The 23,465-nt window shown below is 43.8% G+C and carries 22 protein-coding genes; 8 read left to right on the plus strand and 14 right to left on the minus strand.

Going from position 1 to position 23,465, the window contains the following annotated elements:
- Positions 1-13 precede the first annotated feature (13 nt).
- A complete protein-coding gene (locus tag VME0621_RS23445) occupies positions 14-418 on the minus strand; it encodes a PPC domain-containing DNA-binding protein (RefSeq protein WP_038230841.1) in 405 nt (134 codons plus the stop codon).
- 132 nt (positions 419-550) lie between these two features.
- Here VME0621_RS23445 and VME0621_RS23450 point away from each other — a divergent pair, with 132 nt between their 5' ends.
- The gene (locus tag VME0621_RS23450; protein WP_231892995.1) at positions 551-1,099 is read left to right on the plus strand and encodes an acyl-CoA thioesterase; all 549 of its coding nucleotides are present in this window, start codon (positions 551-553) and stop codon (positions 1,097-1,099) included.
- 48 nt (positions 1,100-1,147) lie between these two features.
- Here VME0621_RS23450 and maiA read toward each other — a convergent pair whose 3' ends face one another.
- The 6 genes from maiA to VME0621_RS23480 form a co-directional block, all read right to left on the minus strand.
- The gene (maiA, locus tag VME0621_RS23455; protein WP_062461868.1) at positions 1,148-1,810 is read right to left on the minus strand and encodes a maleylacetoacetate isomerase; all 663 of its coding nucleotides are present in this window, start codon (positions 1,808-1,810) and stop codon (positions 1,148-1,150) included.
- Between the two features lie 2 nt (positions 1,811-1,812).
- Positions 1,813-2,829 (minus strand): fumarylacetoacetate hydrolase family protein, encoded by a 1,017-nt coding sequence (locus VME0621_RS23460; RefSeq protein WP_062461870.1) that lies wholly within the window; start codon positions 2,827-2,829, stop codon positions 1,813-1,815.
- Between the two features lies 1 nt (position 2,830).
- On the minus strand, positions 2,831-3,964 hold the full coding sequence (locus tag VME0621_RS23465) for a homogentisate 1,2-dioxygenase (RefSeq protein WP_062462013.1): 1,134 nt from the start codon (positions 3,962-3,964) through the stop codon (positions 2,831-2,833).
- Positions 3,957-5,030, minus strand: coding sequence for a 4-hydroxyphenylpyruvate dioxygenase (gene hppD / locus VME0621_RS23470; protein ID WP_062461873.1), 1,074 nt, complete (start codon positions 5,028-5,030; stop codon positions 3,957-3,959). Before hppD ends, VME0621_RS23465 begins: the two co-directional genes overlap by 8 nt.
- Before the next feature lie 382 nt (positions 5,031-5,412).
- Complete coding sequence (locus tag VME0621_RS23475) at positions 5,413-6,834, minus strand: anaerobic C4-dicarboxylate transporter (RefSeq protein ID WP_038230835.1); 1,422 nt, start codon at positions 6,832-6,834, stop codon at positions 5,413-5,415.
- 212 nt (positions 6,835-7,046) lie between these two features.
- Positions 7,047-8,903, minus strand: a complete 1,857-nt coding sequence (locus tag VME0621_RS23480; protein ID WP_038230834.1) for an ABC transporter ATP-binding protein — start codon at positions 8,901-8,903, stop codon at positions 7,047-7,049.
- Positions 8,904-9,374: 471 nt separating this feature from the next.
- Between VME0621_RS23480 and VME0621_RS23485 the strand changes: the two genes are divergently transcribed.
- Positions 9,375-10,358, plus strand: a complete 984-nt coding sequence (locus VME0621_RS23485) for an arginine deiminase-related protein (protein WP_062461876.1) — start codon at positions 9,375-9,377, stop codon at positions 10,356-10,358.
- Between the two features lie 87 nt (positions 10,359-10,445).
- Here the strand turns inward: VME0621_RS23485 and VME0621_RS23490 are convergent, their stop codons facing one another.
- Positions 10,446-10,856: a VF530 family protein gene (locus VME0621_RS23490; protein WP_062461879.1), complete on the minus strand. Its 411-nt coding sequence runs from the start codon at positions 10,854-10,856 to the stop codon at positions 10,446-10,448.
- 447 nt (positions 10,857-11,303) lie between these two features.
- On the opposite strand from VME0621_RS23490, the gene VME0621_RS23495 reads away from it, so the two are divergent.
- From VME0621_RS23495 to VME0621_RS23505, 3 genes are read left to right on the plus strand one after another with little or no spacing between them, the layout of a single operon-like run.
- Complete coding sequence (locus VME0621_RS23495; protein WP_062461882.1) at positions 11,304-12,122, plus strand: NAD-dependent epimerase/dehydratase family protein; 819 nt, start codon at positions 11,304-11,306, stop codon at positions 12,120-12,122.
- A gap of 32 nt (positions 12,123-12,154) precedes the next feature.
- Positions 12,155-13,582: a sugar porter family MFS transporter gene (locus tag VME0621_RS23500; RefSeq protein WP_062461884.1), complete on the plus strand. Its 1,428-nt coding sequence runs from the start codon at positions 12,155-12,157 to the stop codon at positions 13,580-13,582.
- A gap of 58 nt (positions 13,583-13,640) precedes the next feature.
- Positions 13,641-14,822 (plus strand): lactonase family protein, encoded by a 1,182-nt coding sequence (locus VME0621_RS23505; RefSeq protein WP_062461887.1) that lies wholly within the window; start codon positions 13,641-13,643, stop codon positions 14,820-14,822.
- A 61-nt stretch (positions 14,823-14,883) separates the two neighbouring features.
- Here the strand turns inward: VME0621_RS23505 and VME0621_RS23510 are convergent, their stop codons facing one another.
- The 6 genes from VME0621_RS23510 to VME0621_RS23535 form a co-directional block, all read right to left on the minus strand.
- Positions 14,884-15,744, minus strand: a complete 861-nt coding sequence (locus tag VME0621_RS23510) for a DMT family transporter (protein ID WP_062461890.1) — start codon at positions 15,742-15,744, stop codon at positions 14,884-14,886.
- A gap of 11 nt (positions 15,745-15,755) precedes the next feature.
- Entirely contained in the window at positions 15,756-16,748 is a 993-nt protein-coding gene (locus tag VME0621_RS23515) for a zinc-binding dehydrogenase (protein WP_062461893.1), read from the minus strand.
- Between the two features lie 76 nt (positions 16,749-16,824).
- Positions 16,825-17,805, minus strand: a complete 981-nt coding sequence (locus VME0621_RS23520; protein ID WP_062461897.1) for a 2-dehydro-3-deoxygalactonokinase — start codon at positions 17,803-17,805, stop codon at positions 16,825-16,827.
- A gap of 50 nt (positions 17,806-17,855) precedes the next feature.
- A complete protein-coding gene (locus tag VME0621_RS23525) occupies positions 17,856-18,542 on the minus strand; it encodes an RraA family protein (protein ID WP_006070181.1) in 687 nt (228 codons plus the stop codon).
- Positions 18,543-18,544: 2 nt separating this feature from the next.
- Complete coding sequence (locus tag VME0621_RS23530; RefSeq protein ID WP_062461899.1) at positions 18,545-19,198, minus strand: bifunctional 4-hydroxy-2-oxoglutarate aldolase/2-dehydro-3-deoxy-phosphogluconate aldolase; 654 nt, start codon at positions 19,196-19,198, stop codon at positions 18,545-18,547.
- A gap of 2 nt (positions 19,199-19,200) precedes the next feature.
- Positions 19,201-20,214, minus strand: a complete 1,014-nt coding sequence (locus tag VME0621_RS23535; RefSeq protein WP_006070179.1) for a C-terminal binding protein — start codon at positions 20,212-20,214, stop codon at positions 19,201-19,203.
- A gap of 208 nt (positions 20,215-20,422) precedes the next feature.
- Between VME0621_RS23535 and VME0621_RS23540 the strand changes: the two genes are divergently transcribed.
- The 3 genes from VME0621_RS23540 (at position 20,423) to VME0621_RS23550 (ending at position 23,445) form a co-directional block, all read left to right on the plus strand.
- Complete coding sequence (locus VME0621_RS23540; protein WP_231892996.1) at positions 20,423-20,905, plus strand: TRAP transporter small permease; 483 nt, start codon at positions 20,423-20,425, stop codon at positions 20,903-20,905.
- Between the two features lies 1 nt (position 20,906).
- Positions 20,907-22,193, plus strand: coding sequence for a TRAP transporter large permease (locus VME0621_RS23545; RefSeq protein ID WP_062461902.1), 1,287 nt, complete (start codon positions 20,907-20,909; stop codon positions 22,191-22,193).
- Between the two features lie 256 nt (positions 22,194-22,449).
- Positions 22,450-23,445: a TRAP transporter substrate-binding protein gene (locus VME0621_RS23550; protein WP_062461905.1), complete on the plus strand. Its 996-nt coding sequence runs from the start codon at positions 22,450-22,452 to the stop codon at positions 23,443-23,445.
- Positions 23,446-23,465: the final 20 nt, after the last annotated feature.

The raw sequence follows: 23,465 nt of genomic DNA on the forward strand, positions 1-23,465 counted from the left end.
GTAGCTTTTACGGTTAATCCTTTGAAATCACGTGAAGTTCGGTATACCCCGTTGTTGTGTCTAGCTCGCGTTCGAACACTAGCTCTGGATAACGATGCACAATGAGTTCCGCTGTAGTATCAACGATGCTCTCCTCTAAGAGGTGTCCTCCCAATACATTGCCTTTGCTGTCAGCGACAGAGATATGTACATGTTGATGCTCAGGTGTCAGAGTTCCCATCAAAGAGACAATTTCAAACGGCTCAGAGCGTTTAAGAGTGTGCTCTGCTCCTGCTAAACGCATCGATATTTGTGACAGACAACCGACGCATGAGGCAATGGAGCCTGCTTGGATCTGGTGTTCAGCAACCAGCTTATGCAATGCTTTTTTCAAATCAGTTCCGCGAGTGAGGCGCACAGCAATTGGCGATATCGACATGTTAAATCCACGATTGGTAAAATCCTAATGTTACAGGTATTGATCGCCATAGTTAATGTTATGTTCACAAAAACAAGAGATATTAGAGTAAAACCTCCAAATTAGGTCTATGTTTATAGGTCAATCAGTAATATGAGTAACCCTATGTACCCTTTTTTCCGGTTGGCAAAAACCATTATTCAATCAAAAAAGCAGCCAACACTTTCCTACACACAACAAGATGAAATCCAATTTCGCTGCCACCCATGGGATATCGATCTGTTTCTTGAGCTCAACAATGGCCGCATACTAACCTTATATGATCTCGGACGTACGGCGTTATCTGTAAAATGTGGCTTGATGTCGACGTTAAAGAAAAAACGTTGGGGACTAGTCGTTGCAGGCAGCTCAGTTCGTTATCGAAAGCGCATCCACATGTTTGATAAAATCACCATGAAAACCCAATGCGTCGCAACAGATGACAAGTGGTTTTACCTCGAACAGTCTATGTGGGTGAAAGGCGAGCCTTGCTCATCGGTTTTGATTCGAGCGGGTGTCACATCAAAACAAGGCATCGTTGCGCCGCTTGATGTAGTGGATGCCGCAGGCGTAAGTCCTGCAGACAACGAAACGCCACAATGGGTACAGGAATGGGTCGACTCTGAGCAGCATCGACCTTGGCCGCCATCTAATCTGGCCTAATTTATTGAATAGCAAAAAAAGACCAGCATTTGACGCTGGTCTTTTTCATTAACTGGCATCGGGTTGCCTTTCTGGCTCTGCGGCAACAAAAGCTGGATGTTCACAAAGTTTCGAACAAATTGATGTAATGATTGGAAACGGGCTCATGTCTACGCCAAACCGCTCTGCGTTGTAGAGCTGAGGGACCAGACAAACATCTACTAAGCTGATGCTATCACCGACACAATACTCTCCATGCACATCGATGAGCTTTTTCTCTAGTGCATGAAAACCAAGTTCAATCCAATATTGCATCCATTCGGTTTTACCCGCCGCACTCAAATCAAAGTCTCGACTGAGCTTTTGGATAACGCGTAGATTATTGATGGGATGTAAATCGATAGCGATGTCTTGAGCCAATGCAGTAACGAGATAACGTTCGCGGCCTGAAACGGGCGTTAACCGCGGCCGAGGAAAACGTTCGTCTAGGTAATCTATAATGGTGAGAGACTGATTCAGTACCAGTTTTTCACCGTCAAAATCATTATCGACCAGCGTCGGTACTAACTCGTTGGCATTGAGCTCTGCATACATGGCGTGATGTTGCTCTCCGCCATCTTTAAGCAGATGAATAGGCATGGATAGGTAAGGTAACTGCTTCAGGTTTAAAGCAATCCGTACCCGATAAGAGGCAGACGAGCGCCAATACTCATACAGTACAAATTGAGTCATGGTTAATCCTTGTATGCTTCCACCACCTGTTCAATGGAACCGAAGATGGAGTGGCCGTTTTTATCGAGCATTTCCAACTTAATCGTGTCACCAAAATGCATAAATGATGTGCTTGGTTTACCATCTCTTATGGTCTCTATCATGCGCCGCTCTGCAATGCATGAATAGCCGACGCCACCTTCTTCGATAGAGGTGCCATATTCTGTCCCTTGCTTGTTAGAGACGGTGCCAGAGCCAACGATAGTGCCCGCTGACAAAGGACGAGTCTTAGCTGCATGGGCAACCAATTGGGCAAAGTCGAATGTCATGTCGATGCCAGCATTAGGGTGACCGAAAGGTTCGCGGTTGTAGACAGAAATAAGCGGCAAATGCACTTTGTTATCTTGCCACCCGTCTGCTAATTCATCAGGCGTGACTGCAACGGGCGAGAACGCCGAGGATGGTTTCGATTGAAAGAAACCAAACCCTTTAGCGAGTTCTTGTGGGATAAGGCCGCGAAGCGAAACATCATTGACCAGCATCAGCAACTGAATAGCGTCAGAGGCTTGTGCGGTCGAGCAACCCATTGGTACATCGCCGGTCACAACTGCGACTTCGCCTTCAAAGTCTATGCCCCATTGTTCGCTTGCCATGACGATGGGATCCCTTGGAGCGAGAAATGCGTCCGAGCCACCTTGGTACATCAACGGATCAGTCCAAAAGCTGTCTGGTATTTCTGCTCCGCGGGCTTTACGAACCAGTTCGACATGATTGACATAGGCTGACCCATCCGCCCATTGATAGGCCCTTGGCAATGGTGATTCGCACTGGTTTTGGTCGAATGGCATAGCTTGGAGCAAGATCCCTTGATTGAGTCCTAGGTACACCTCTTCTAATAAAGGCTTAGTTTGCTCCCAGTTGTCGAGTGCGGATTGCAGTGTGTGTGCGATGTCAGGCACTGCAATACATTGTGATAAGTCACGGCTCACGACGACGAGTTGGCCGTCGCGAGAGGCATCTTTTAATGTGGCTAACTTCATATTATTTTCCTGTTTTCCAGCTATAGACGTACTGGTTATTCTCAACGTTTGCCGCTTCTGGGCTATGATGCAGCGCGTTGCGGGTATCGATCATCACTGCCACCTCATCAGTAAAGGTTTTCTTGGCTTCTCTTCCGGCTTGGAAGGCTTTCGGGTGTGGTCCGTGAGTAAAGCCTGCTGGGTGGAACGTCATCATCCCCGCTTCAATATTGTCACGGCTAAAGAAATCGCCCGCGTGATAGAACAGCACTTCATCGTAATCATCGTTGTTGTGATAAAACGGTACTTTCAGAGCTCCGGGGTCGCTTTCAATCGGTCTAGGGACAAAAGTACAGACCACAAAGCCGTTTCCAACAAAGGTGGTGTGTGCTGAAGGAGGAAGGTGATAACGGTGCGACATCAAAGGTCTAATATCACGCCAGTTGAGTTTTAGCACTGACAAATCACCGTGCCAGCCTATTGCATCCAGAGGGTTGAAGGGATAGGTGATGACATTCACTTTTCCACCACGTTTCAGCTTTACTTGAGTTTGATTTTCGCTGTATTGAGCTTTGAACTTGTCGTTAATGGCTGGTGGCTCAAGAACCGCAGGATCGAACACCGCGTGTTGACCGACGATACCCTTGTCAGGTAACGCATAAGCCGCCCCTGTGTTTTCGATCATCAATAAGAACATTGGACTATGCGGTTCTAGGCGCCAATTAGTGGAGCGGGGAATCACGACGTAATCTCCGTCAGAGACCTCTAGATGACCATAATCGCAATATAGGTCAGCGCTGCCTTGATGAATGAACAACAGCTCATCCCCATCAGCATTGCGAACGAGGTGGGACATGGCTTCTTGCAGCCGCCATACTCGAATTTTACATTCGTTATTTTCCAGTACGGTGGGTATCGACCATGGCGATGTCTGCTGCGCACCCTCTATATTGTTGAGGTTAAAAGCACGCGGTTTGAGCTCGCCTTCCCATTCTGTCCAGCCAGTAGGAGCATGTTGGTGATGGAAGTGGGTTGCGGGACCAAAGAACCCCTCGCGACCCGCCTCTCGCTCGTAGATGGCTTCTTCAGGAAAATCGGCGTGCGCCTGTTTGGAGTAAGTTCCCTCTCTGTGAGGGAACGTTGGCCATTTACGCATCATTAAGTACCCCGCGACGAATTTGGTCTTCTTCAATGGACTCAAACAGCGCTTTAAAGTTACCCTCGCCAAACCCTTCATTGCCTTTGCGCTGAATGATTTCAAAGAACACTGGACCAATAACGGTTTGCGTAAAGATCTGCAACAAGATGCCATCTTTCATTGGAGCGCCATCGATGAGGATTCTCAAGTCTTGGAGTCGATCAACATCTTCGCCATGGCCTACCACACGATCGTTAACCTTCTCGTAATAGGTATTGGGTGTTGGCATAAAGTCCATCCCACGCTCGCGAAGCGTTTGTACTGTTTGGTAGATATCATCGGTTGTCAGAGCGATGTGCTGAATCCCTTCACCGTTGTACTCACGAATGAACTCTTCAATTTGTGATTTATCGTCAGAGGACTCGTTAATTGGAATTCGGATTTTTCCGCAAGGCGCGGTCATAGCTCGGCTGACAAGACCCGTCAGTTTGCCTTCAATGTCGAAGTAACGAATTTCTCTGAAGTTACCAATACGCTCGTAAAATCCTGACCACACATCCATGTGTCCTTGCTTAACATTATGGGTCAGGTGGTCAAGTTCGTATAAACCCACGTCTTGTTCTGCCAATCGCTTGTCGGCATCGGGATAGAATTTGAAATCAACATCGTAAATACTGCTGCTGCCATAACGATCGACAAAATATAGTAAGCTTTCGCCGATTCCATAGATGGCGGGAATACTGAGTTCCATTGGACCAATTTCGGTCACGTATTGTTGACCACCATTTTCCAAAGCGTGAGCCATGGCTTTACCTGCATCTTCTACACGAAAGGCCATTCCACACACAGAAGGGCCATGCACTCTAGCGAATGCCTCTGCTTGGCTGTGAGGCTGTGCATTGACGATAAAGTTAACGTCACCTTGGCGGTATAGCCAAGCTTCCTTGGAACGATGCTTAGCAATTTCTGCAAACCCCAAGGAGTCAAATAGACGTTTGAGATCGTTGATGCCGTTGTCGTCTGCTGCGGTATATTCCACAAACTCAAATCCGTCGGTGCCGAGAGGGTTAAAATTGATGCTCATGTAGGTTTCCTTTTGATAGTCATCGGGCTCCTTTTATGATGAGGAGCTTTCTATTGGTAAAGCGTGGTTCCTCTATAAAATTTGGCTAATTAGCGAAGAAAAAGAAACTGACTCAAGGATTTAGCAAAGAAGGGCAGTGATAGTCAGTTTTGTAACATTTTTGCTACATAGTGGATTTTATGGGCATAACAAACACTAAGCGCAAAAATAACTAATTGAAAACTAAGAGAGGATTCTGCTGCCTGTGAGAGGGTTCACAATGTGCTACAGGGTGTAAATTTTGGCTAAAAGCAGTACAGCGAGCTTTACGAAGAGTGGTTGTTAGCATCTATATTAAAAAAACGGAGCTAAATTGCTCCGTTTGAAGTGTGGTGATTATCGATTAAGCCAGTTTAAGTGTTTCACTGCTCAAACGATTCATATAGCTGTTTACAGCGAAGGCTAATCCAGCAACCGCAATAGCCCATAACCAGATTGGCAATACGCCGGTAGATAGTGCATAACCAATACAAGTTGCCACAAATACGCCAATGAAACCTGGGATCAAGAAGCTATGATTCAGGATGTATTTGCCGATTTTCGTTGTTCCAGAGCGGTCAAACGTGATGGCTGCCAAGTCTGACGGATAGAATGGGAAGAAGTAGTAAGCGTAACAAGCCGGTAGTACACCGATTAGTACTTCTGCAGGAATACCTAAAGCAAAACCAAGCGGTAACATGATGGTTAGAACGGCAGCTTGACTCTTAAGGAATACCGAAGAGGCATACATGGCGATAGCAAATGTCCAAGGATGAGTTTGAACGACATCTTCAACCAAGCTAATAATGTACGGTTTGTTGTGAGCAATGATGGTGTCACTCATCCAAGCAATACCAAAGATGATAATGACGGCGCTCATACCAGCAATAAACACATTGGTATTGACGATTTTTTTAGGGTCAACATTTGTGGTTAGCAAGATAATGGCACCGACCGACAGCATCAAAAATTGCAGTGCTGTGGATGTACTCACGCCATCAGGCAGTAGTCCTAAATCTTTGCCAAACATGGCAACGCAGATAACCGTTAGAATACCGAGCAAGAAGACTGTCAGTCCTCGTTTTGCTTTTTGATCTTCTTGTTGTCCAGCAGCACCTGTACTTGCTTCACTAGTATCAATTAATTGCGCTTTAAACTGTGGATCTTTACAACGTTCTAAAAACTCTGGATCATCGTTAAGATCTTTACCACGCTTAAGGCTCCACGTCGCCGCGATGAGAACGCCAGTAAGAGTCGCCGGAATAGTGACGAGCAATACCTGACCTAAAGTAATGTCCAAGTTGTTAGTGGCCGCTGTTGCCATAACTACAGCCGCCGCTGCAGCAATTGGGCTTGCAGTAATACCCATTTGCGACGCAATGGTAGAGATGGCCATTGGACGCTCGGGGCGAATTCCACGCTTGATGCTGACATCATAGATAACAGGAAGCAGTGGGTAAACAGAGTGACCAGTTCCGACTAGAACTGTTAGAGAGTAAGTACATAGAGGGCCGAGAAAAACCACCTTTGAAGGGTGCTTTCTCAACAAGATTTCAGCGTACTTTACTAGCAGTTTGAGGCCGCCTGTGGCTTCCAATGTAGCGGAAGCAGCAACGACAGCAAGGATGATAAGCATAACACCGATGGGAGGTTGTCCCGGTGCGATACCAAAGAAGAAGCTTAAAATGGAGACGCCCAGTCCGCCTAGCAAACCAAAAGCGATACCACCGTACCGAATACCTACAAATATTACTGCCAAAAGTAGCAGCATATGAACATAAAACATAACAACTCCTTTTTTATAACGACAGAGTTATAATGCGCATCAATGGCAAACCAAATACTGATCTGGGTAGGAAAAAGTTTGCATAATCTGATGAGAGTGTAAATTTCAAAAGTGGGTCACATTGTTGCAGGTTTGTTCTCATATGTTATTGAAATAAAAGTGTAAATAAAAAACGGAGCTCGAATGAGCTCCGTTTTTCACAGGGGTGAGGGTTAGGCAACGATATCTTGTTCGTTGTCCTCATCCGCACCTATAAAACCACCAGTTTGGTGAGCCCATAGCTGCGCGTAAATACCACCGTGGTTAATAAGCTCTTGGTGAGAACCTTCCTCAATGACTTCACCTTTATCCAGAACAATCAAGCGATCCATTGCGGCAATAGTAGAGAGTCGGTGCGCAATCGCGATAACCGTTTTCCCTTCCATTAACTCGTTGAGACTTTCCTGAATGGCTGCTTCTACTTCGGAATCAAGTGCTGAGGTGGCTTCGTCCAAAATAAGAATCGGTGCGTTTTTCAACAGTACACGCGAGATAGCGATACGCTGCCTTTGACCGCCAGACAATTTTACACCACGTTCACCTACTTGAGCATCGTAGCCTGCGTTACCAAATGGGTCGGTTAGGGTATCGATGAACTCATGTGCATGAGCTTGGCGAGTTGCAGCCAAAAGTTCTTCTTCGCTTGCATCAGGCTTACCATATAAGATGTTGTCACGAATCGAGCGGTGAAGCAGCGATGTATCTTGCGTCACCATTCCGATCTTGCTGCGCAGTGAATCTTGGGTAACTTTATCAATGGGTTGTCCATCAATACGAATACTGCCACCTTCAACATCGTGAAAACGCAGTAGCAAGTTCACTAAGGTGGATTTACCTGCGCCGGAGCGACCGACTAAGCCGACTTTCTCACCTGGTTTAATATTGAGGTTTAAATTGCTGATGACACCTTTGTTCTCACCATAGTGGAAGCTGACGTCATCGAACTCAATACCGCCTTGATCGACCTTAATTGGTTTAGCATTTGGTTCGTCTTGGATAGCGATAGGTTTTGATAGGGTTTTAATACCATCAACAACCGTACCCATGTTTTCAAACAGTGCACCCACTTCCCACATGATCCACATCGACATCCCGTTAATACGTAGTGCTAAACTGATTGCGATAGCAATTGAGCCGACGGTAATCGCACTGCCCATCCACAGGTAGATAGAAATTGCTGCGATTGAGAACAGTAGAATGTAGTTGGCCAGTTGAACGGCAACGTCAAAGCCAGTAACCAAACGCATTTGACGATGAACGGTATCTAAAAAGCCTTCCATGCCTTCTTCCGCGTACTCAGTTTCACGACGGCTGTGCGAAAACAGTTTAACGGTAGAGATATTGGTGTAACTATCAACGATACGACCTGTCATTAAAGAGCGTGCATCGGCTTGCTCAGACGCCACTTTTTTGAGCTTTGGTACAAAGTATATTTGGATACCAATATATGCAAAAAGCCAAAAAAGCATAGGTAACATTAGACGTAAATCAGCTTGTGCCAAAATTACCAACATGGAAGTAAAGTAAACGGAAACATAGATAAACACGTCCGCCGTCTTCATGACTGTTTCACGTACAGCAAGAGCCGTTTGCATCACCTTAGTAGCGACACGTCCAGCAAAGTCATCTTGATAAAACGATAAGCTTTGCTTGAGTAAGTAACGGTGCGCTTGCCATCGGATAGACATTGGGTAGTTGCCGAGCAAGGTTTGGTGCGTAATTAATGAATACACCAAGATTAACGCAGGCATTACAAACAATATCACCAGACCCACCCACATAAGTGTTGCGCCGTTTTCATCCATAAAGGTTTCAGGATTACTCGAAGTCAGCCAGTCAACAAGCTCACCCATAAATCCAAAAAGGGCAACCTCGATAATAGCCACTGTCGTGCTGAGCAGCGCCATAAGCAGTAATGGTTTTTCAAAGCCACGTGTGTAGTGTCGACAAAAGGCAAAAATGCCCTCAGGCGGCTGATCGGGTTCTTGCTTTGGAAAAGCTTCTGTGAAATTTTCAAAGCGCTTAAACATGATTCACCTAAATCGTTAGAAAGCCCGTGTTTCAACGTTCATTCAGGGCTTTCGAGAAGAGACAGAAAATCCTCCAATCCGAGGATAAGAGTAATAGTAAGAGCGAATTTATAATGTAATTTTACATGGCGAAAGATCCATTTCGCGGGTTAGAACAAGAGAAAGAAGTCTGAAAATTCAGATATGAAACAGTGTATAACCTTTAACCAAACTGCTCAACAATTGTAGCAACTTAACAGCAGAATATTGGCTGTGACTCTCATCTTACCGTTAACTTACTCCGTTGATGAAAGTAGGTTTACGGCAAAGGTTGCAGTGATTATTACTGTATTTTTAAAGATAAACAGTAATTAACAGTACTGAAAAAACGAAAAAGTCATGTATTCAGTAAATTAATATTTAACACATTATTTACAATTTAAAGATTGTTGCACGCAAAAGTAGTTAAGTGGACCCTCTATGAATCATGGAATGACAGTTAGTATCGAAACAACTGAGCCGACGCATCTTGGTCAATCAATTCAAAATGCCAATTGTGTGGTGATGGTACCGCCGAAGGAGTTTGGTTTTAATGCACAGACAGCTGCCGATAATGAATTTCAACACCAAGTTTCTCTTGATGCCGATTCTGTGAAGCAAAATGCAATGTCTGAGTTTAAAGCGATGGTCTCTGGCTTGCGCCGCGCTGGCGTTCAAGTGGTTGAGTTTGACTATCCTATGGATGCCAGTGAAACACCTGATGCAGTCTTTCCGAACAACTGGTTTAGCACCACCCATGAAGGTGCCTTCTATACTTTCCCTATGGCTTGTAAGAATCGGCAACAAGAAGTGAGGCCACAGGCGCTGATTGATAGTCTTGGAGCTGCGGGAAGAAAAGTAGTCGCAGTGGACTCGTTGACCAATTACATCGAGCAAGGTGCTTTTTTGGAGAGCACGGGTGTGATGGTAAAAGATCATGTTAACAAAACGATTTATGCGGCACTCTCTCAACGATGCGAGCGAGAAGCACTCGAAGACTACGCTAAGCGCATTGGTTATCATCGCGTCGTATCATTTCAAACGGCTCTGCCATCTGGGCAACCGATCTACCACACCAATGTGATGATGGCGGTTGGTGAGCACTTTGCGGTGATTTGCTCAGAAGTGATCCCTGAATACGAACGTCGATTTGTAGTGAAGTCTTTGGCAAACACAAAGCAGGTGATTGATATTACACTTGAGCAAGTTAATCAGTTTTGCGGCAATATTTTGCAACTTGAAACGGTTAATGGTGACAAGGTGATCGCGATGTCTAAATCCGCATTCGATGCGTTCAGTCCCGCACAAAAACAGCAATTGTCTACCCACGGAAAACTGCTTCCTTTTGATGTTTCTACCATTGAGAACATTGGTGGAGGTAGCGTGAGATGTATGTTGGGAGAAGTGTTTCTACCTACACGAGTGAAGTCTCTGTGAGCAATTTTCTTGCTATTTATTATCATAACAGCCGCGCCCTTAAAAGGGCTGCGGCTGTTGTTTATTCATAGTTTATGAATGTGCTTATCAGCGAGAATGACGTCCACGAGATGAGCGGTTTTTGAAAGCAGAGGCAGCTTTCGCTTGAGACTTCAAAATTGAATCAACGGTCAGTGCCATTGGTTCTTTAGGTTCTAATCCATGAGGAAAAGTGCGCGCACGTGGAGGTAAATCGTACTCTTCAGCAGAGGCACGAGGCATACGCTTAAAACGATACAGATAGAAGTTCTCTAACTTTTCTCGTGCCCACTCGGTCTTCTTGAGATATTTCACACTGCTAGCAATCGACGGGTTAGTATGAAAGCAGTTAAAGCGCATCGCTGTATCAAGAATATCCCACCCATAAAAGTCCACTAGCTCTTGCAACATTGTTTCTAATTTAAGGCCATGTAATGGGTTATTTTGTTGGAGTTCGATTCTTTCTTCATCTGTCATCATGAAAAGTCCTTACATCAGTCGGTGATTAGTAAGACGATGCTTATGAGCATACATTACTCAAGGGAAATAAAGCGCGAAGTCTAACAAAGTAGCTTGAATTGACCTAAATAAAATATCTCTTTAATTTCCGGTTAAATCTGCAACATTTTTATAAAGTATCCGCTTTCTTTATAGAACGGCGATTTAGATTTTTAATTCGATCAAGCTTTGTTTAAGGTTCGTATCCTGCTACTACTCTATTCTGAATTACATATCACTCTGTCTATAAAACCAAAATAGAATCAATTGCTATAAATATTATTATTTGTAACTTATGATTTCTAATATTCCGGCTATTTTGGGTTATTAAACTGCATTTTTCTAAATATGACCTCGATCGAAATATCATATCTAACATCTGATATATTAGTTTGCGAAATGTTAATGAGTTTAATATAGAGTGAATGTATGAGAAAAATTGTGATAACAGGTGCGACAGGTCATCTGGGAAACAAGCTATATGAGTACTTATCGCAAAACGATCAACTGGATGTGTGGGGTCTTGATATAAGACCAAGTGATAATCCCCAGATTATTGTTGGTGACATTACCCAATATGATGACGCTTGGGCGGATGTATTTGCAGATTGTTATGGTGTAGTCCACTTAGCTGCAGACCGAGATAATCAATGTAATTGGGACTCAGCAATTCCCAATAATATCGATGCGACTATCAATGTTTTTCAAGCAGCGGCAAAACATGGTGTGAAGCGTTTTGTATTCGCCAGTTCCAATTGGGTTGTAGGTGGCTATCGATTTGTCGATGCACGCCTTACACCTGACATCTTACCTAATCCTGTAAACCCTTATGGCGTAACCAAATTAGTTGGTGAACGTATGGGTAATTTCTTTAGTGAGCAATATGACATGAGTGTGGTCAGCGCAAGAATTGGCTGGACTCAATGGACTCATGATAACCAGCCTGGTGCGCACATGGAAATGGGGCGTTGGGGGCAACTAATGTGGCTGAGTGACCGAGATTATCTGCATGGAATGGAGCGTTCACTTTTTGCTGAAGTTGAAGGTCACGTCGTTGTTAACCTGATGTCAAACAACAAAGGCATGAAATGGTGTCTTGAAAGTTCGGCTCAACAGATCGGTTACCAACCTCAGGACAGTGCAACAGCTGAATTACCTATAACGATAAGAATTAAAGAGTGCATTGCTTGGCTAGGACAAAGGTTCATTCCATCTCTAGGGAAATGGGTAAACAAACCAAGCTTTTAATTAAAAATAACAAACAAAAGGAATGAAAAAATATGAGTGGGAGTAATCACTACCTCTGGTTTATCTGTTTAGTATCTGCCTTAGGTGGATTCTTCTTTGGGTTTGACTTAATTGTTATCTCAGGGACGATAAGTCTGGTAAAAGCTCAATTCGGATTTTTGCCATGGCAGGAAGGCTTTTTTGTCAGTAGTGCGGTAGTTGGCGCTATTGCAGGGACGGCGGTTGCAGGGAAATTAAGTGACCGTTTTGGCAGGAAAAACAACTTATTTTTGGCAGCGTTAGTGCTATTCATTTCAGCTATGGGCTGTACGTTTGCCTCCGATGCTAACTCGTTAATCTTTTACCGATTAATTGGTGGCTTTGGGGTAGGCGTTGCGACGCTGGTATCGCCTCTCTACATTGCTGAAATCTCTCCAGCCAATGTGAGGGGTAGAATGGTTACTTTGTTCCAGTTCGCTATCACAGTTGGGATAATGATATCACTCTTCTCTAACGCAGCGATTAAGAACTGGTCAGACTCTCTTATCGCAAGCGGAGAATTAGAAGGCACCTTAGGCTGGTTGTTCGGTTCAGAGCCTTGGCGTGGAATGTTTTTGGCGGAAGGTATCCCGGGCATTTTCTTTGTACTACTTTGTTTATTAATCCCAGAGTCACCTCGTTGGCTGATTAGTAATGGCCAAGAAGATAAAGCCAAACAGATCATTTCACGAGTGGCTGGTAAGCAATGGGCATCAAAGCAGATCAGTGAAATTAAAGAGGTTATCTCGGAAGAAACGGGTAAGTTCTCTGATTTATTCAAGGGTGGTTATAAAACGGCACTAACGATTGCCGTTGCATTATCAATCTTCTCTGAAATGAGTGGGATCACAGTTGTGTTCTTTTATGGGCCTACCATTCTTGAAAAAGCAGGACTTTCACTGGGTGATTCGTTAGGCGGCTTTGCTATCATTGGCATTGTAAATGTGCTGTTTACCGTAGTGGCGCTTTGGCTCATGGATATTTCCGGTCGTAAAAAACTGCTTCTTACAGGTACTGTTGGTGTGATCTTGGCTCATACAGCGATCGGTATTCTGTTCTTGAATAACTATGACACGGGCTTTGCTCTTGTATTCTTGATGTGTGCATTTGTCGCATTCTTCGCCTTCTCAATGGGACCTATCAAGTTCGTTATTATGAACGAGATCTTTCCAACTAAGGTGCGTGGTCGAGCCGTCGCGATTGCCACTATCACTATTTGGGTGTGCCAAGCATTCTTGAACCAGTTCTTCCCGATGCTTCGAGAAATCATCCCTGTTGGCGCAATTTTCATTTTCTTTGCTCTAATTCTGGTACCGCAGATCTTTTTTGTACTCAAAGTGATGCCAGAAACCAAAGGAATGTCGCTTGAAGAGATTGAGCAGCACTGGAAAGCGCAGTCGAACGAAGAAGAGCAGAGCGAACTAAGCTCAGCGAAAGCATAAAGACCTTTCACCTAAGCGAAGTTTCTTCGCTTAGGTGATGTTGTAAAAGGAATATTGAATGATTGATGCTCACAAAAGTCCGTCGACACACAAGAAGTATATGTATGTAGCTAGCTATACTTACCCTCATTCTGCACCTGGCTCAGACACGGTCAGTACAGCCAAGGGCATATCAGTGTATGAGATTGACGACAGCGGTAACCACGAACTTATTCAAGTCATGGAGTCCGCCAATCCTTCTTATCTAGCATGTAATATTGAACAGTCCATCCTATATTGTGTCAATGAGTTGGGCGTGGATGATAGGAAGATGGAAGGTCGAGTTAGTGCATATCGAATAGATGCTCACACCGGTTTATTAACCTTTTTGAACACGCAATCTACCAATGGTAATTGGCCTTGTCATTGCGAGGTTGCGCCTTGTGGCCGCTATTTAGTAAGTGCCAATTATGGAACCGGAAACTTTATTGCTCATCAAATTGAGCAAGACGGTTCAATCGGTTTAATGGCTGATGAAGTCGTTATTAAGTTGGACAAAATAGGTGCCGACCCTAATCGTCAATCAGCATCACATCCACATATGATGACGGCCCATCCTTCAGGAAAGTTCTTATTTGGCGTCGATTTAGGGAGTGATAAAATTTACACATGGTCAATACAGCAAGAAGATAGGGTGCTGTCTCCCATCGCTCAAGCTTCAACACAAGTGGCTTCTGGTAGTGGACCTCGCCATATGGTCAATCATCCCAATGGTCAGTTTGCTTTTGTACTCAATGAGCTGTCGTCAACGTTAGATGTCTTCATTGTTAATGAAGCGACTGGGAGTATGGTTTGGAAACAATCAACGTCTCTGCTACCAGCAGACACAGACTTTCAACGACCGATATTTGACCCAACCAATCCAGGCAAAGTTCCCGTAGGAGGTAATACTGGAGGAGCAATTTGTATTAATGACGATGGGAGTTATATCTATGCCACTAACCGCGGAATGAACAGTATCGTGGTATATGCTGTGTGCGGAGAATCTGGCAAGGTGACGGCAATCGACTGGGTTTCGACAGAAGGTTGTATTCCAAGGGGCTTATCAATAGAACCTAATGGAAATTATGTGGTTGTGGGTAACCAAAACTCTGACACGATTGCTCGGTTTAAGATCGACAAACAAAATGGAAAGTTACAGCAAAACCCTCAAATAATACTTTGCCCAGTACCGACAGACTTCGTGTTCATTAATCGATAAAACTAAAAGCATTCAAAAGAAACGGTTTTGAATGCTTTTAACTTGCTTCCTGAAACGCACACTACCTCCGCCTAGAAAGACGAATATAAAGATACAAGGACAATACGACTAATCCACTACCGAGTGATTTGTAGCCACTTAGTGATTCACCGAGTAAGGTTACGCTCATAATCAGTGTCCATATAGGCTCCAAGATCATAATTAGTGCTGCGACTTCAATATTGGCTGAGTGCTGACCTACAGTCTGAGTTAAGTATCTCAATGCAGTTGCGACAAAAGTCGCGATTGCGAACCAAACCCAAGTATTGCCAGAGTAAAGCAGGGAAGGCGCACCATGAATGAGATAAAGTAGCAAACCACTCATTCCTACCACCCACATTTGCAAACAAATAGAAGATAATGGGGATGCGGCGCTACTGGCGCGTTTGTTTAAGACAAAATGAACGGACAAAAGGCAGGAAGAAAGCAAAAAGTACCCCTGACTGATATCAATCCTCCAACCATTTGTCAGGGTGAGAAAGACCATGCCTACTATAGCGATAGGCAAGGAAAGCCAGAATGCTCTGTTGGGACGTTGCCGGAACAATACCCAGCGAGTGAGCGGAGCAATAATCATCGCCAAGCTCATGATAAATGCTCCCTCGGAGAGACTTTTGGTGATGCTGACAGCGTAGACCCAAACGTGAATCGATAATGCTAGCAAGATACCGATGGCGCTCAGCTTCAGAGTCAATGTCATCGAGATATGTCTTAGTTCCTTCCAACAAAAAGGAAGCAATAGCCCGCTAGCAATAAGAAAACGCCCCCCGATAAAGGCGCTGCTAGCCATCTCTTGTAAAACATATTTTGACGCGACCCAGCCAACGGCAGCAAAAAGAGTAGCGATAAGTAGATACCATTCTCCCCTGACAGAACGCACCATAGCTTTTCTCCTTATTCAGCCTTTGGGAACATGACAACAATTTTGCCAACCGTCCTCTGCTTTCTCATTTCCATTAGCGCTTGAGCTGCTTGTTCAAGATCGATGGTTTGAATGTGAGGAGGTTTAATCGCGTTTTGATTGAGCAATAGGTTGAATGACTCTCCCGCCTTTAAAATTGAGTTCCGACCTTTGATGCCATTATTGTAGCCAGCGCCCAGACTCAGTTGATGAACTCCTAAACCTCTTGCTTTGGCTTGTCGATATTGGTTTAGGTCTGCTGTTCCGACAAGCTCTACCATCTCGCCGTCAAATTCCAGTGCCTCCGCACAATAAAACTCAGATTCGCCACCCACACAATCAAGGGCGATATTAACGCCAGAACCATGAGTTATTGCCATGATTTCTTTAACCACATCTTGTGCTTGGTAATCGATGATATGAGTAGCGCCGAGGCTTCTAACGTAATCAATATTGCGACCAGAGCAGGTCGTGATAATTGTCTCAAGCCCAAAATGCTTGGCAATTTGAATAGCAAAGCTACCCACGCCACCAGAACCGCCGGCAATGAATATTGAGTTACGGTTTTTTATCTTCAGTTTGTCGAACAACGCTCGCCACGCGGTCCAACCTGCACAAGGTGTGGAGGCAGCCATTGCAATAGGAACATTCGGTAGTCGTGTTAATGTACGATGGTCTTGTAAGCAAAACTCGGCTAAGCCACCATGCTGGCTAAACATATTGCCGTGAAATAGCACTTTGTCCCCAGCTTTCCAGTTGTCGACTTGGTCGCCGATAGTGACGATTTCACCAACCACATCGAGGCCTACAACAAAATCGTCCTTCATGTCATTCACCAATGTGTGCCAGTTTATAATTTTGGTATCGACGGGATTTAAGCTGCAAGCAAGAACTTTTACCAAGACTTGATGAGTATTAGGAGTAGGAATAGACAAATCCTGAATCTGAAACTTATCGATGGAAGGCTGATAGGTCAGAGCTTTCATGTTGTGAGTCTCCAAAACAATAAAGGAGCTTTCGATTGGGGTCGAAAGCTCCAGAAAGGTCACTTGGGGTGAGTGACTAAATAAGGTTCGCCTTCTGGGCGACATAAATAGAGCCAATAGCTGACAAGTCATGAACATCTTCACAGCGAGTCACAGAGTTATCAGGGAATTGGTAATTAAGTAGCGTAGCGGTCGCTTCGCAGAGCAATCCTGAGCCACCAATGTACACTGGAGTTTCTGAGTTAAAGTGCAGTTGTGGAGCGGAGCTTAGAGCCTTTATGTCAGAATGCAGTATCACACCGATTAGGAAGCTGGCGAGCTGCTCATGCTGTTTGCCACCGAATTGTTCCTGAAGTCGAATCATAAACAGAGCGTGACCAAGACCATAACGGTCAGCCGATTGATAACCTTCTAATAGAGAGTCGTTGCACAACGTATCAGAAAAACGGTCTTCCAATGAGTTGGTAAGAATGGTGTGGTGCGTCACGATGGCATTTAATTCACCAGCAAGCGTGGTGCAGCACCCTCTAATTGTCTGCTTAGAATCAACCGCAACAAACTTTGAGTGTGAACCAGGGAGAGCAATTATGGCGTCCTGTTCAATGTTGAACAAATCAACAATCGCTAGTGCTTCAACTTCTTCACCTCGCATGATATCCAAACCAACAACAGACTGAAGGTTTTCAGTGTCGAGGTTTTTCACGCCTGGTATAAAGTGGATTGGCAAAGCTGAAACTTCTGGAATCACGACCGATTTGATGTTGTTGGCAAAGCTCTCGAGAGAAACTGGAGCGACAAGATGTGGAACCTCGTATAAACCTAAGTTAGAGGTAATCATCCCAGCAGCTAGTATGGCTTCAATATCCGAATCTTGCAGAGAGTGAGTCTTTTTCAGCTGACTAATAGCATTGGCAATAATACTAATCAATTGCTGATTATTGCCGTCGATACTGGTATTACGAACACCGATATTCGCCTTAACCAGATCAACGCGTTGTTTACCATCAAATAGCGCTACGCGAGTATTGGTAGTGCCAGTATCTATTGTAATGATCAATGGAATATCCCTCTGAAGAGACCCATTTTTCAATGGGCCTCTATCATTGTTTAGATGCGGCCAAACTTAGCTAGAAGCTGCTCTACTGTTGCACCGTTAAGAATCTCTTCACGCACTTTCTTTTCATTTTCAGCAAGCTGTTTAGCTGCTGGATAAACTTCTTCTACAAATTCGTAAGGAACTACGGTTACACCTAGCTCATCTGCAACCACTAGGTCACCAGGTTTAACAATTTGGCCACCAGCAACAACTGGTACGTTGATTTCGATTGGTTCAGTGCGGCCAGTCTCTGCAGAGTGTGCTGCGCGAGGCGATACAGAGCGAGATGCGATTGGGAAACCGAGCACTTTTGACTCATCAGTATCACGAACAGAACCGTCAACAACTGCACCGACAACACCTGCAGCGCGAGCTAGACCAGACATTAAGCCACCCCAGATTGAGGTATTTGGTGTGCCGTTTGCGTCTATAACAACCACATCGCCCGGTTTAGCAATGTCGAAGATTGGAAGACAATCAACGATGTCGCCTGGCTTAAGTTTTACAGTAAGTGCAGTACCAATAAATGGCTTGTTTGATGAACGGAATTTGATCTCGTGATCCATAACACCATCGCGTTTAAACGCATCACTAAAGACCGCACTTACGCTCAAAACATCAGTCATTTCTGCACATTTTGCGATGAGCTCTTCGTTTACTTCTGGACGAGGGTTAATGATTTTTTTTGCGTATTCCATTTTTACTTCCTAATAGATTCAATCGCTTGCTTAAAACGACAAGCATTTTGGTAGATTTTTTCAAATTCGTTGTTTGCAACGAGAGTGTTGTTGACCAAGTTAGAGCCAATACCAAACCCAACTGCGCCAGCTTTAGCGAAGTCAGGGATGTTGTCTGCATCAACACCACCAACAGCAATAAATTTAAGATCCGACAGGGGGGCACTTAATGCAGCTAGATACTCAGGACCTAACAAACCACCTGGAAACAGCTTGATAAAGTCAGCACCAGCTTCATTGGCTTGTACGGCTTCGGTTGGTGTCATCACGCCGGGCAAGGACACCATATCGCATTCGCGGGTTGCCTTAACGACGTCCGCATTAAAGTCCGGGGAAACAATAAATTGTCCACCCATGGCTTTGACAGCTTTGACTTGCTCCACCGTAGTGACGGTGCCTGCCCCGAAGATCAGTTTGTCTTGAAACTCGCTGGCGAGAATATCGAGTGCTGCCAACGTATTTTCGTCACCGTTTTTTCGGTCAAATGTCACTTCGACTAAACGAATTCCGCCGCTGTATAGTGCTTCCATCGTTGGGCGAACATTGTCCGGATCAAGGCCACGAACGATAGCGAACACCTGATGCTCTTCAATGGCGGCAATAGTTGTTTGTCTCATGATTACTGTTCCGAAATTGGAGTTTTGACACGCGCTACTGGATCTAGAGGCTCACCACCTAATAAGACGGCTTTCGCGTTTTCTGCGGCAATGCGACGACATTCTTGGAAAGCTTCTTGTGAAACATAAGCAACATGTGGTGTCACAATACAGTTGTCTAAACCAAAAATTGGGTTGTCATTAGGGTTCCAATTATCGAGTTTCGCAGGCTCTTCTTCTGGATCATCAAGACCGGCAGACGCTATCCAACCTTCAACAAGTGCTTTGTAAAGTGCTTTGTTATCAACAACTTTCCCGCGAGCACCATTAACAAGTACGGCATTCGACTTCATTTGACGTAGACGATCTTCATTGATTAAGCGGTCGGTTTCTGGTGTATGTGGACACATCACATTAACGACGTCAGACGTACTGATCAGAGTATCAAGATCGACTTTCTCTACGCCAAAGGTGTTCATATAAGAACCTGATACATAAGGATCAAAAGAGATAACTTTGAAACCCAATGCAGTCATCTTTTTGGCAATATTTTGGGCAATGCGACCAAAGCCAATCAAACCCCATGTAGAAGAGCGAAAACGTTTAGGAACTAAGCCGTCAATATCCCAGTGCCATTGGCCTTCATGGGTGAATTTGTTGTAGGCAGGAATGCGTCTAAACAGTGTCAAGCCTAGTGAAATTGAGTGATCAGCGACTTCATCAATACAGTAGTCTGGGACGTTAGATACTTTGATGCCGTGGTCATAACACGCTTCTACATCCAAAATATCCACGCCAATGCCGTAACGGCAAATGATCTTACAATTGTCTAGCTGCTCAATAGTGGTGCGAGGGATTTTGGCATATTGCTGCAAAATAGCGTCAGCGTCTTTAGCTAACTCACCAAGTCCAATACCGGTTTTACATTTTAGGCCGATAACTTCTGCGCCAATTGGTTCCAAAACACTGCGCTCAATCTCCAGATCTGGATAGTCATAGTCGGATACATAGACTTTGAATTTGGTCTCAGCAGTCATGTCACATCACCTCTTTGTTGTAATATTTGATATCTGAGATCTAACATATCAGTTGAATTTTAAGATCGGAATTCTGATGTTTTCAAACTGTGATCAATCACAAGAAACTCGATATTTGACGGTTTAATTGATGTTTTTGGCTGTTTTTGGCGTTATTTGAGGTCTATGATATCTGACATATCAGTAATCAGGTAACGATGAGACTAGTATGATGAAATGGTTAAATGACAATTTAGAAGCAGCCCTTGGCGGGTTACTTCTCGCGGGAATTGTAATATTAATTACAGTCCAAGTAGTGATGCGGTATGTATTTCAAAATGCATTGTCTTGGTCTGAAGAGCTCACCTTATGGACGTTTATTTGGTTTATTTGGATTGGTATCGCCTATGCTTTTAAAGAAAGAAAGCATGTAAAAGTTACGTTTTTCCAAGACCTACTTCCGGCGAAGGCAAAACGAGTACTAGAAATTTTGATTGATGTTGCCATTGTTGCCTTCTTATTAACAATGGCATACCAGTCTTACAAACTTATTACTCTTCCCTATGTTCTATCGCAAAAGTCAGTGGTACTTAACCTTCCAATTGCCATTATGTATGCATCCGCTCCGGTAGGTTCGCTGCTATCCGTATTTAGAATTATTCAGTTTTACGTTGTAAAACCAACACAAACATCATCGCCAGTAGAGGTATAAAATGTCTGGAATTATACTATTTTGCGCTTTGGGCCTCTTATTAATCCTAGGTATGCCCATTGCAATGAGTTTAGGAATGAGCTCTCTGTTCGTGATGAGCTTTGTTGACGGCACGCCGCCATTAAGTTTGATGGCTCGCTCAATTGTGACAGGGGCTGACTCGTTCCCACTTATTGCTGTACCGCTGTTTGTTTTGGCTGGTGATTTGATGCAAAAAGGTGGTCTATCTGCACGTATTATCGGTTTTGCATATTCTCTTGTTGGGCATATTCGAGCTTCTCTTTGTTACGTAAACGTGATTGCTTCTATGTTTTTCGCGGCTATTTCTGGTTCAGCGCCAGCAACGGTGGCAGCAATCGGCTCTAATATTATTCCTTCAATGACTCAGCAGGGTTATAAAAAGGATTTCTCATCAGCATTAACGGCATCTGCCGGTATGATTGGGGTTATGATTCCGCCAAGTATTCCATTTATTATTTATGGTGTATCTGCAGAAGTCTCTATTGGTAAGTTATTCTTAGCTGGTATTATTCCAGGCGTTTTATTCGGACTTACCTTTATGGCAATGAGCCGAGTAGTTGTTCGCAATCAGCCTATTATGGATGTGGAACCTACGCCATTTTCATGGGCTGGTGTTGGTGCACAGTTTAAAGAATCAATTTGGGCTTTAATTGTTCCAGGTATTATTCTTGGTGGTATTTATGGTGGTGTATTTACACCAACTGAAGCAGGGGCGGTTGCGGTTGTTTATGCAGTGATTTGTGGTCTATTTATATATAAGGAAATCTCATTCTCCGACTTGCCAAAAATATTCGCTCGTTCGACTCTAACATCAGCAACAATTCTAGTTCTTGTAGTATTTGCAGCAGCATTTGGTCGCTTGGTTACGTTTGAACAAATACCATCTGTGGTTGCTAGTACTCTGGTAGGATTGTCTGATAATCCAGTAGTCTTATTGCTACTAATTAATGGTATGTTGTTGATAATTGGTATGTTTATGGAGACCATTTCGGCGATTATCATACTTACCCCGATTCTATTACCTGTAGTCAAACAGATAGGCGTTGATCCTATTGTATTTGGTGTAATATTAACGGTTAACTTGGCAATTGGTTTCTGTACCCCTCCGTTGGGAGTTAATATATTTGTTGCAAGCCAAGTTTCTAATGTAAGTATAGAGAAAATATCAAGAGCATTAATTCCATTCTTATTATCGATGTTAGTATTATTATTGGCAGTTACATTTATACCAGAGCTGTCACTATTCCTTACAGAATTAATTGGATAGTACTAATACTTTAGAGTAGTAAATAAGAGCCTTAGTTCATACTAAGGCTTTTTTTATTTCTAGTATTAATAAAAAGCGTTATATATTCGTGACCATTCTCACAGCAATAATTAGATTAGTCGGTAATAATTAACATCTAGCATCTGATATGTCAGATGTTAGATGGAATGAAGAATACTTATATTGTTGCTGCACGCTATGTAGCGGCCTTTAACGATGAACCAGAGTCACCCTGCAAACGAGAAACGAGGGCACAATGAAAAAACTAATTATGGCTACCGCGGTATCTATGCTCGCACTATCAACTTCTGTAATGTCAGCAACGACAATCCGAATTGGACATGGTGCTAATGAAAACTATCACTTACATAGAGCTCTAGAAAAATTCAAAGAAGACGTTGAGACGAAATCAGAGGGTAAATTCGAAGTCCAAATTTTTGCCAACTCTCAAATGGGCCCTGATCGTGAGATGATTGAAGGTGTTCAATCTGGCATGCTTCAAATGGCGGTATCTCCTTCTTCTTTTTATTCATCTTGGGATCCATCCTTTGACGTAGTAGAACTTCCATTTATCTACCCAAGCAAGCAGGCGGCACTAGATACGGTGCATAGCCCAGCTGGCGACCAGTTACTAACAAAACTTAACAACATGAACCTTCAAGGTATCGGCTGGTTAGAGAATGGTGTTCGTCACGTTACAAATAACAGCCGTCCAGTAGAAACACCTGAAGATCTAAAAGGTCTGAAAATTAGAACAATGAAGGTTCCTGCGCATGTTAAGACATTTAACTCGCTAAACGCTTCAGCGACACCAATGAACTTTGGTGAGGTATACTCTGGACTTCAACAAGGAGTGATTGATGGTCAAGAGAACCCAATCGCGCATATCTACGCGCAGCGTTTCTATGAAGTACAGGATTATGTAAGCCTGACAAGTCACGTAGTTACCTTCTACATCCCTGTAATGAATCTAGAGTTTTGGCACGGCCTATCTGCAGAAGACCAAGAATTAATCAAGGGCTCTATGCGTGACGCAGAAATTTATCAACAGGAACTAGTGTCTGCGGAAGAAGGTCAACAGATTGAAGAGTTTAAGAAGCAGGGTACACAAGTGAACGAACTGAGTGAAGAACAACTTCAACTATTTATTGATGCGACTGAGCCAGTACGTCAAGAGTACAAAGAAAAACTAGGTGCTGACGTCTATGACGCATGGATGGCAACTATTCAAGAAGTGACATCTAAAAGCTAAGTAGTCACAAATTCTACATC

It is taken from the genome of Vibrio mediterranei (assembly GCF_900088415.1).
Classification (GTDB): Bacteria; Pseudomonadota; Gammaproteobacteria; order Enterobacterales; family Vibrionaceae; genus Vibrio; species Vibrio mediterranei.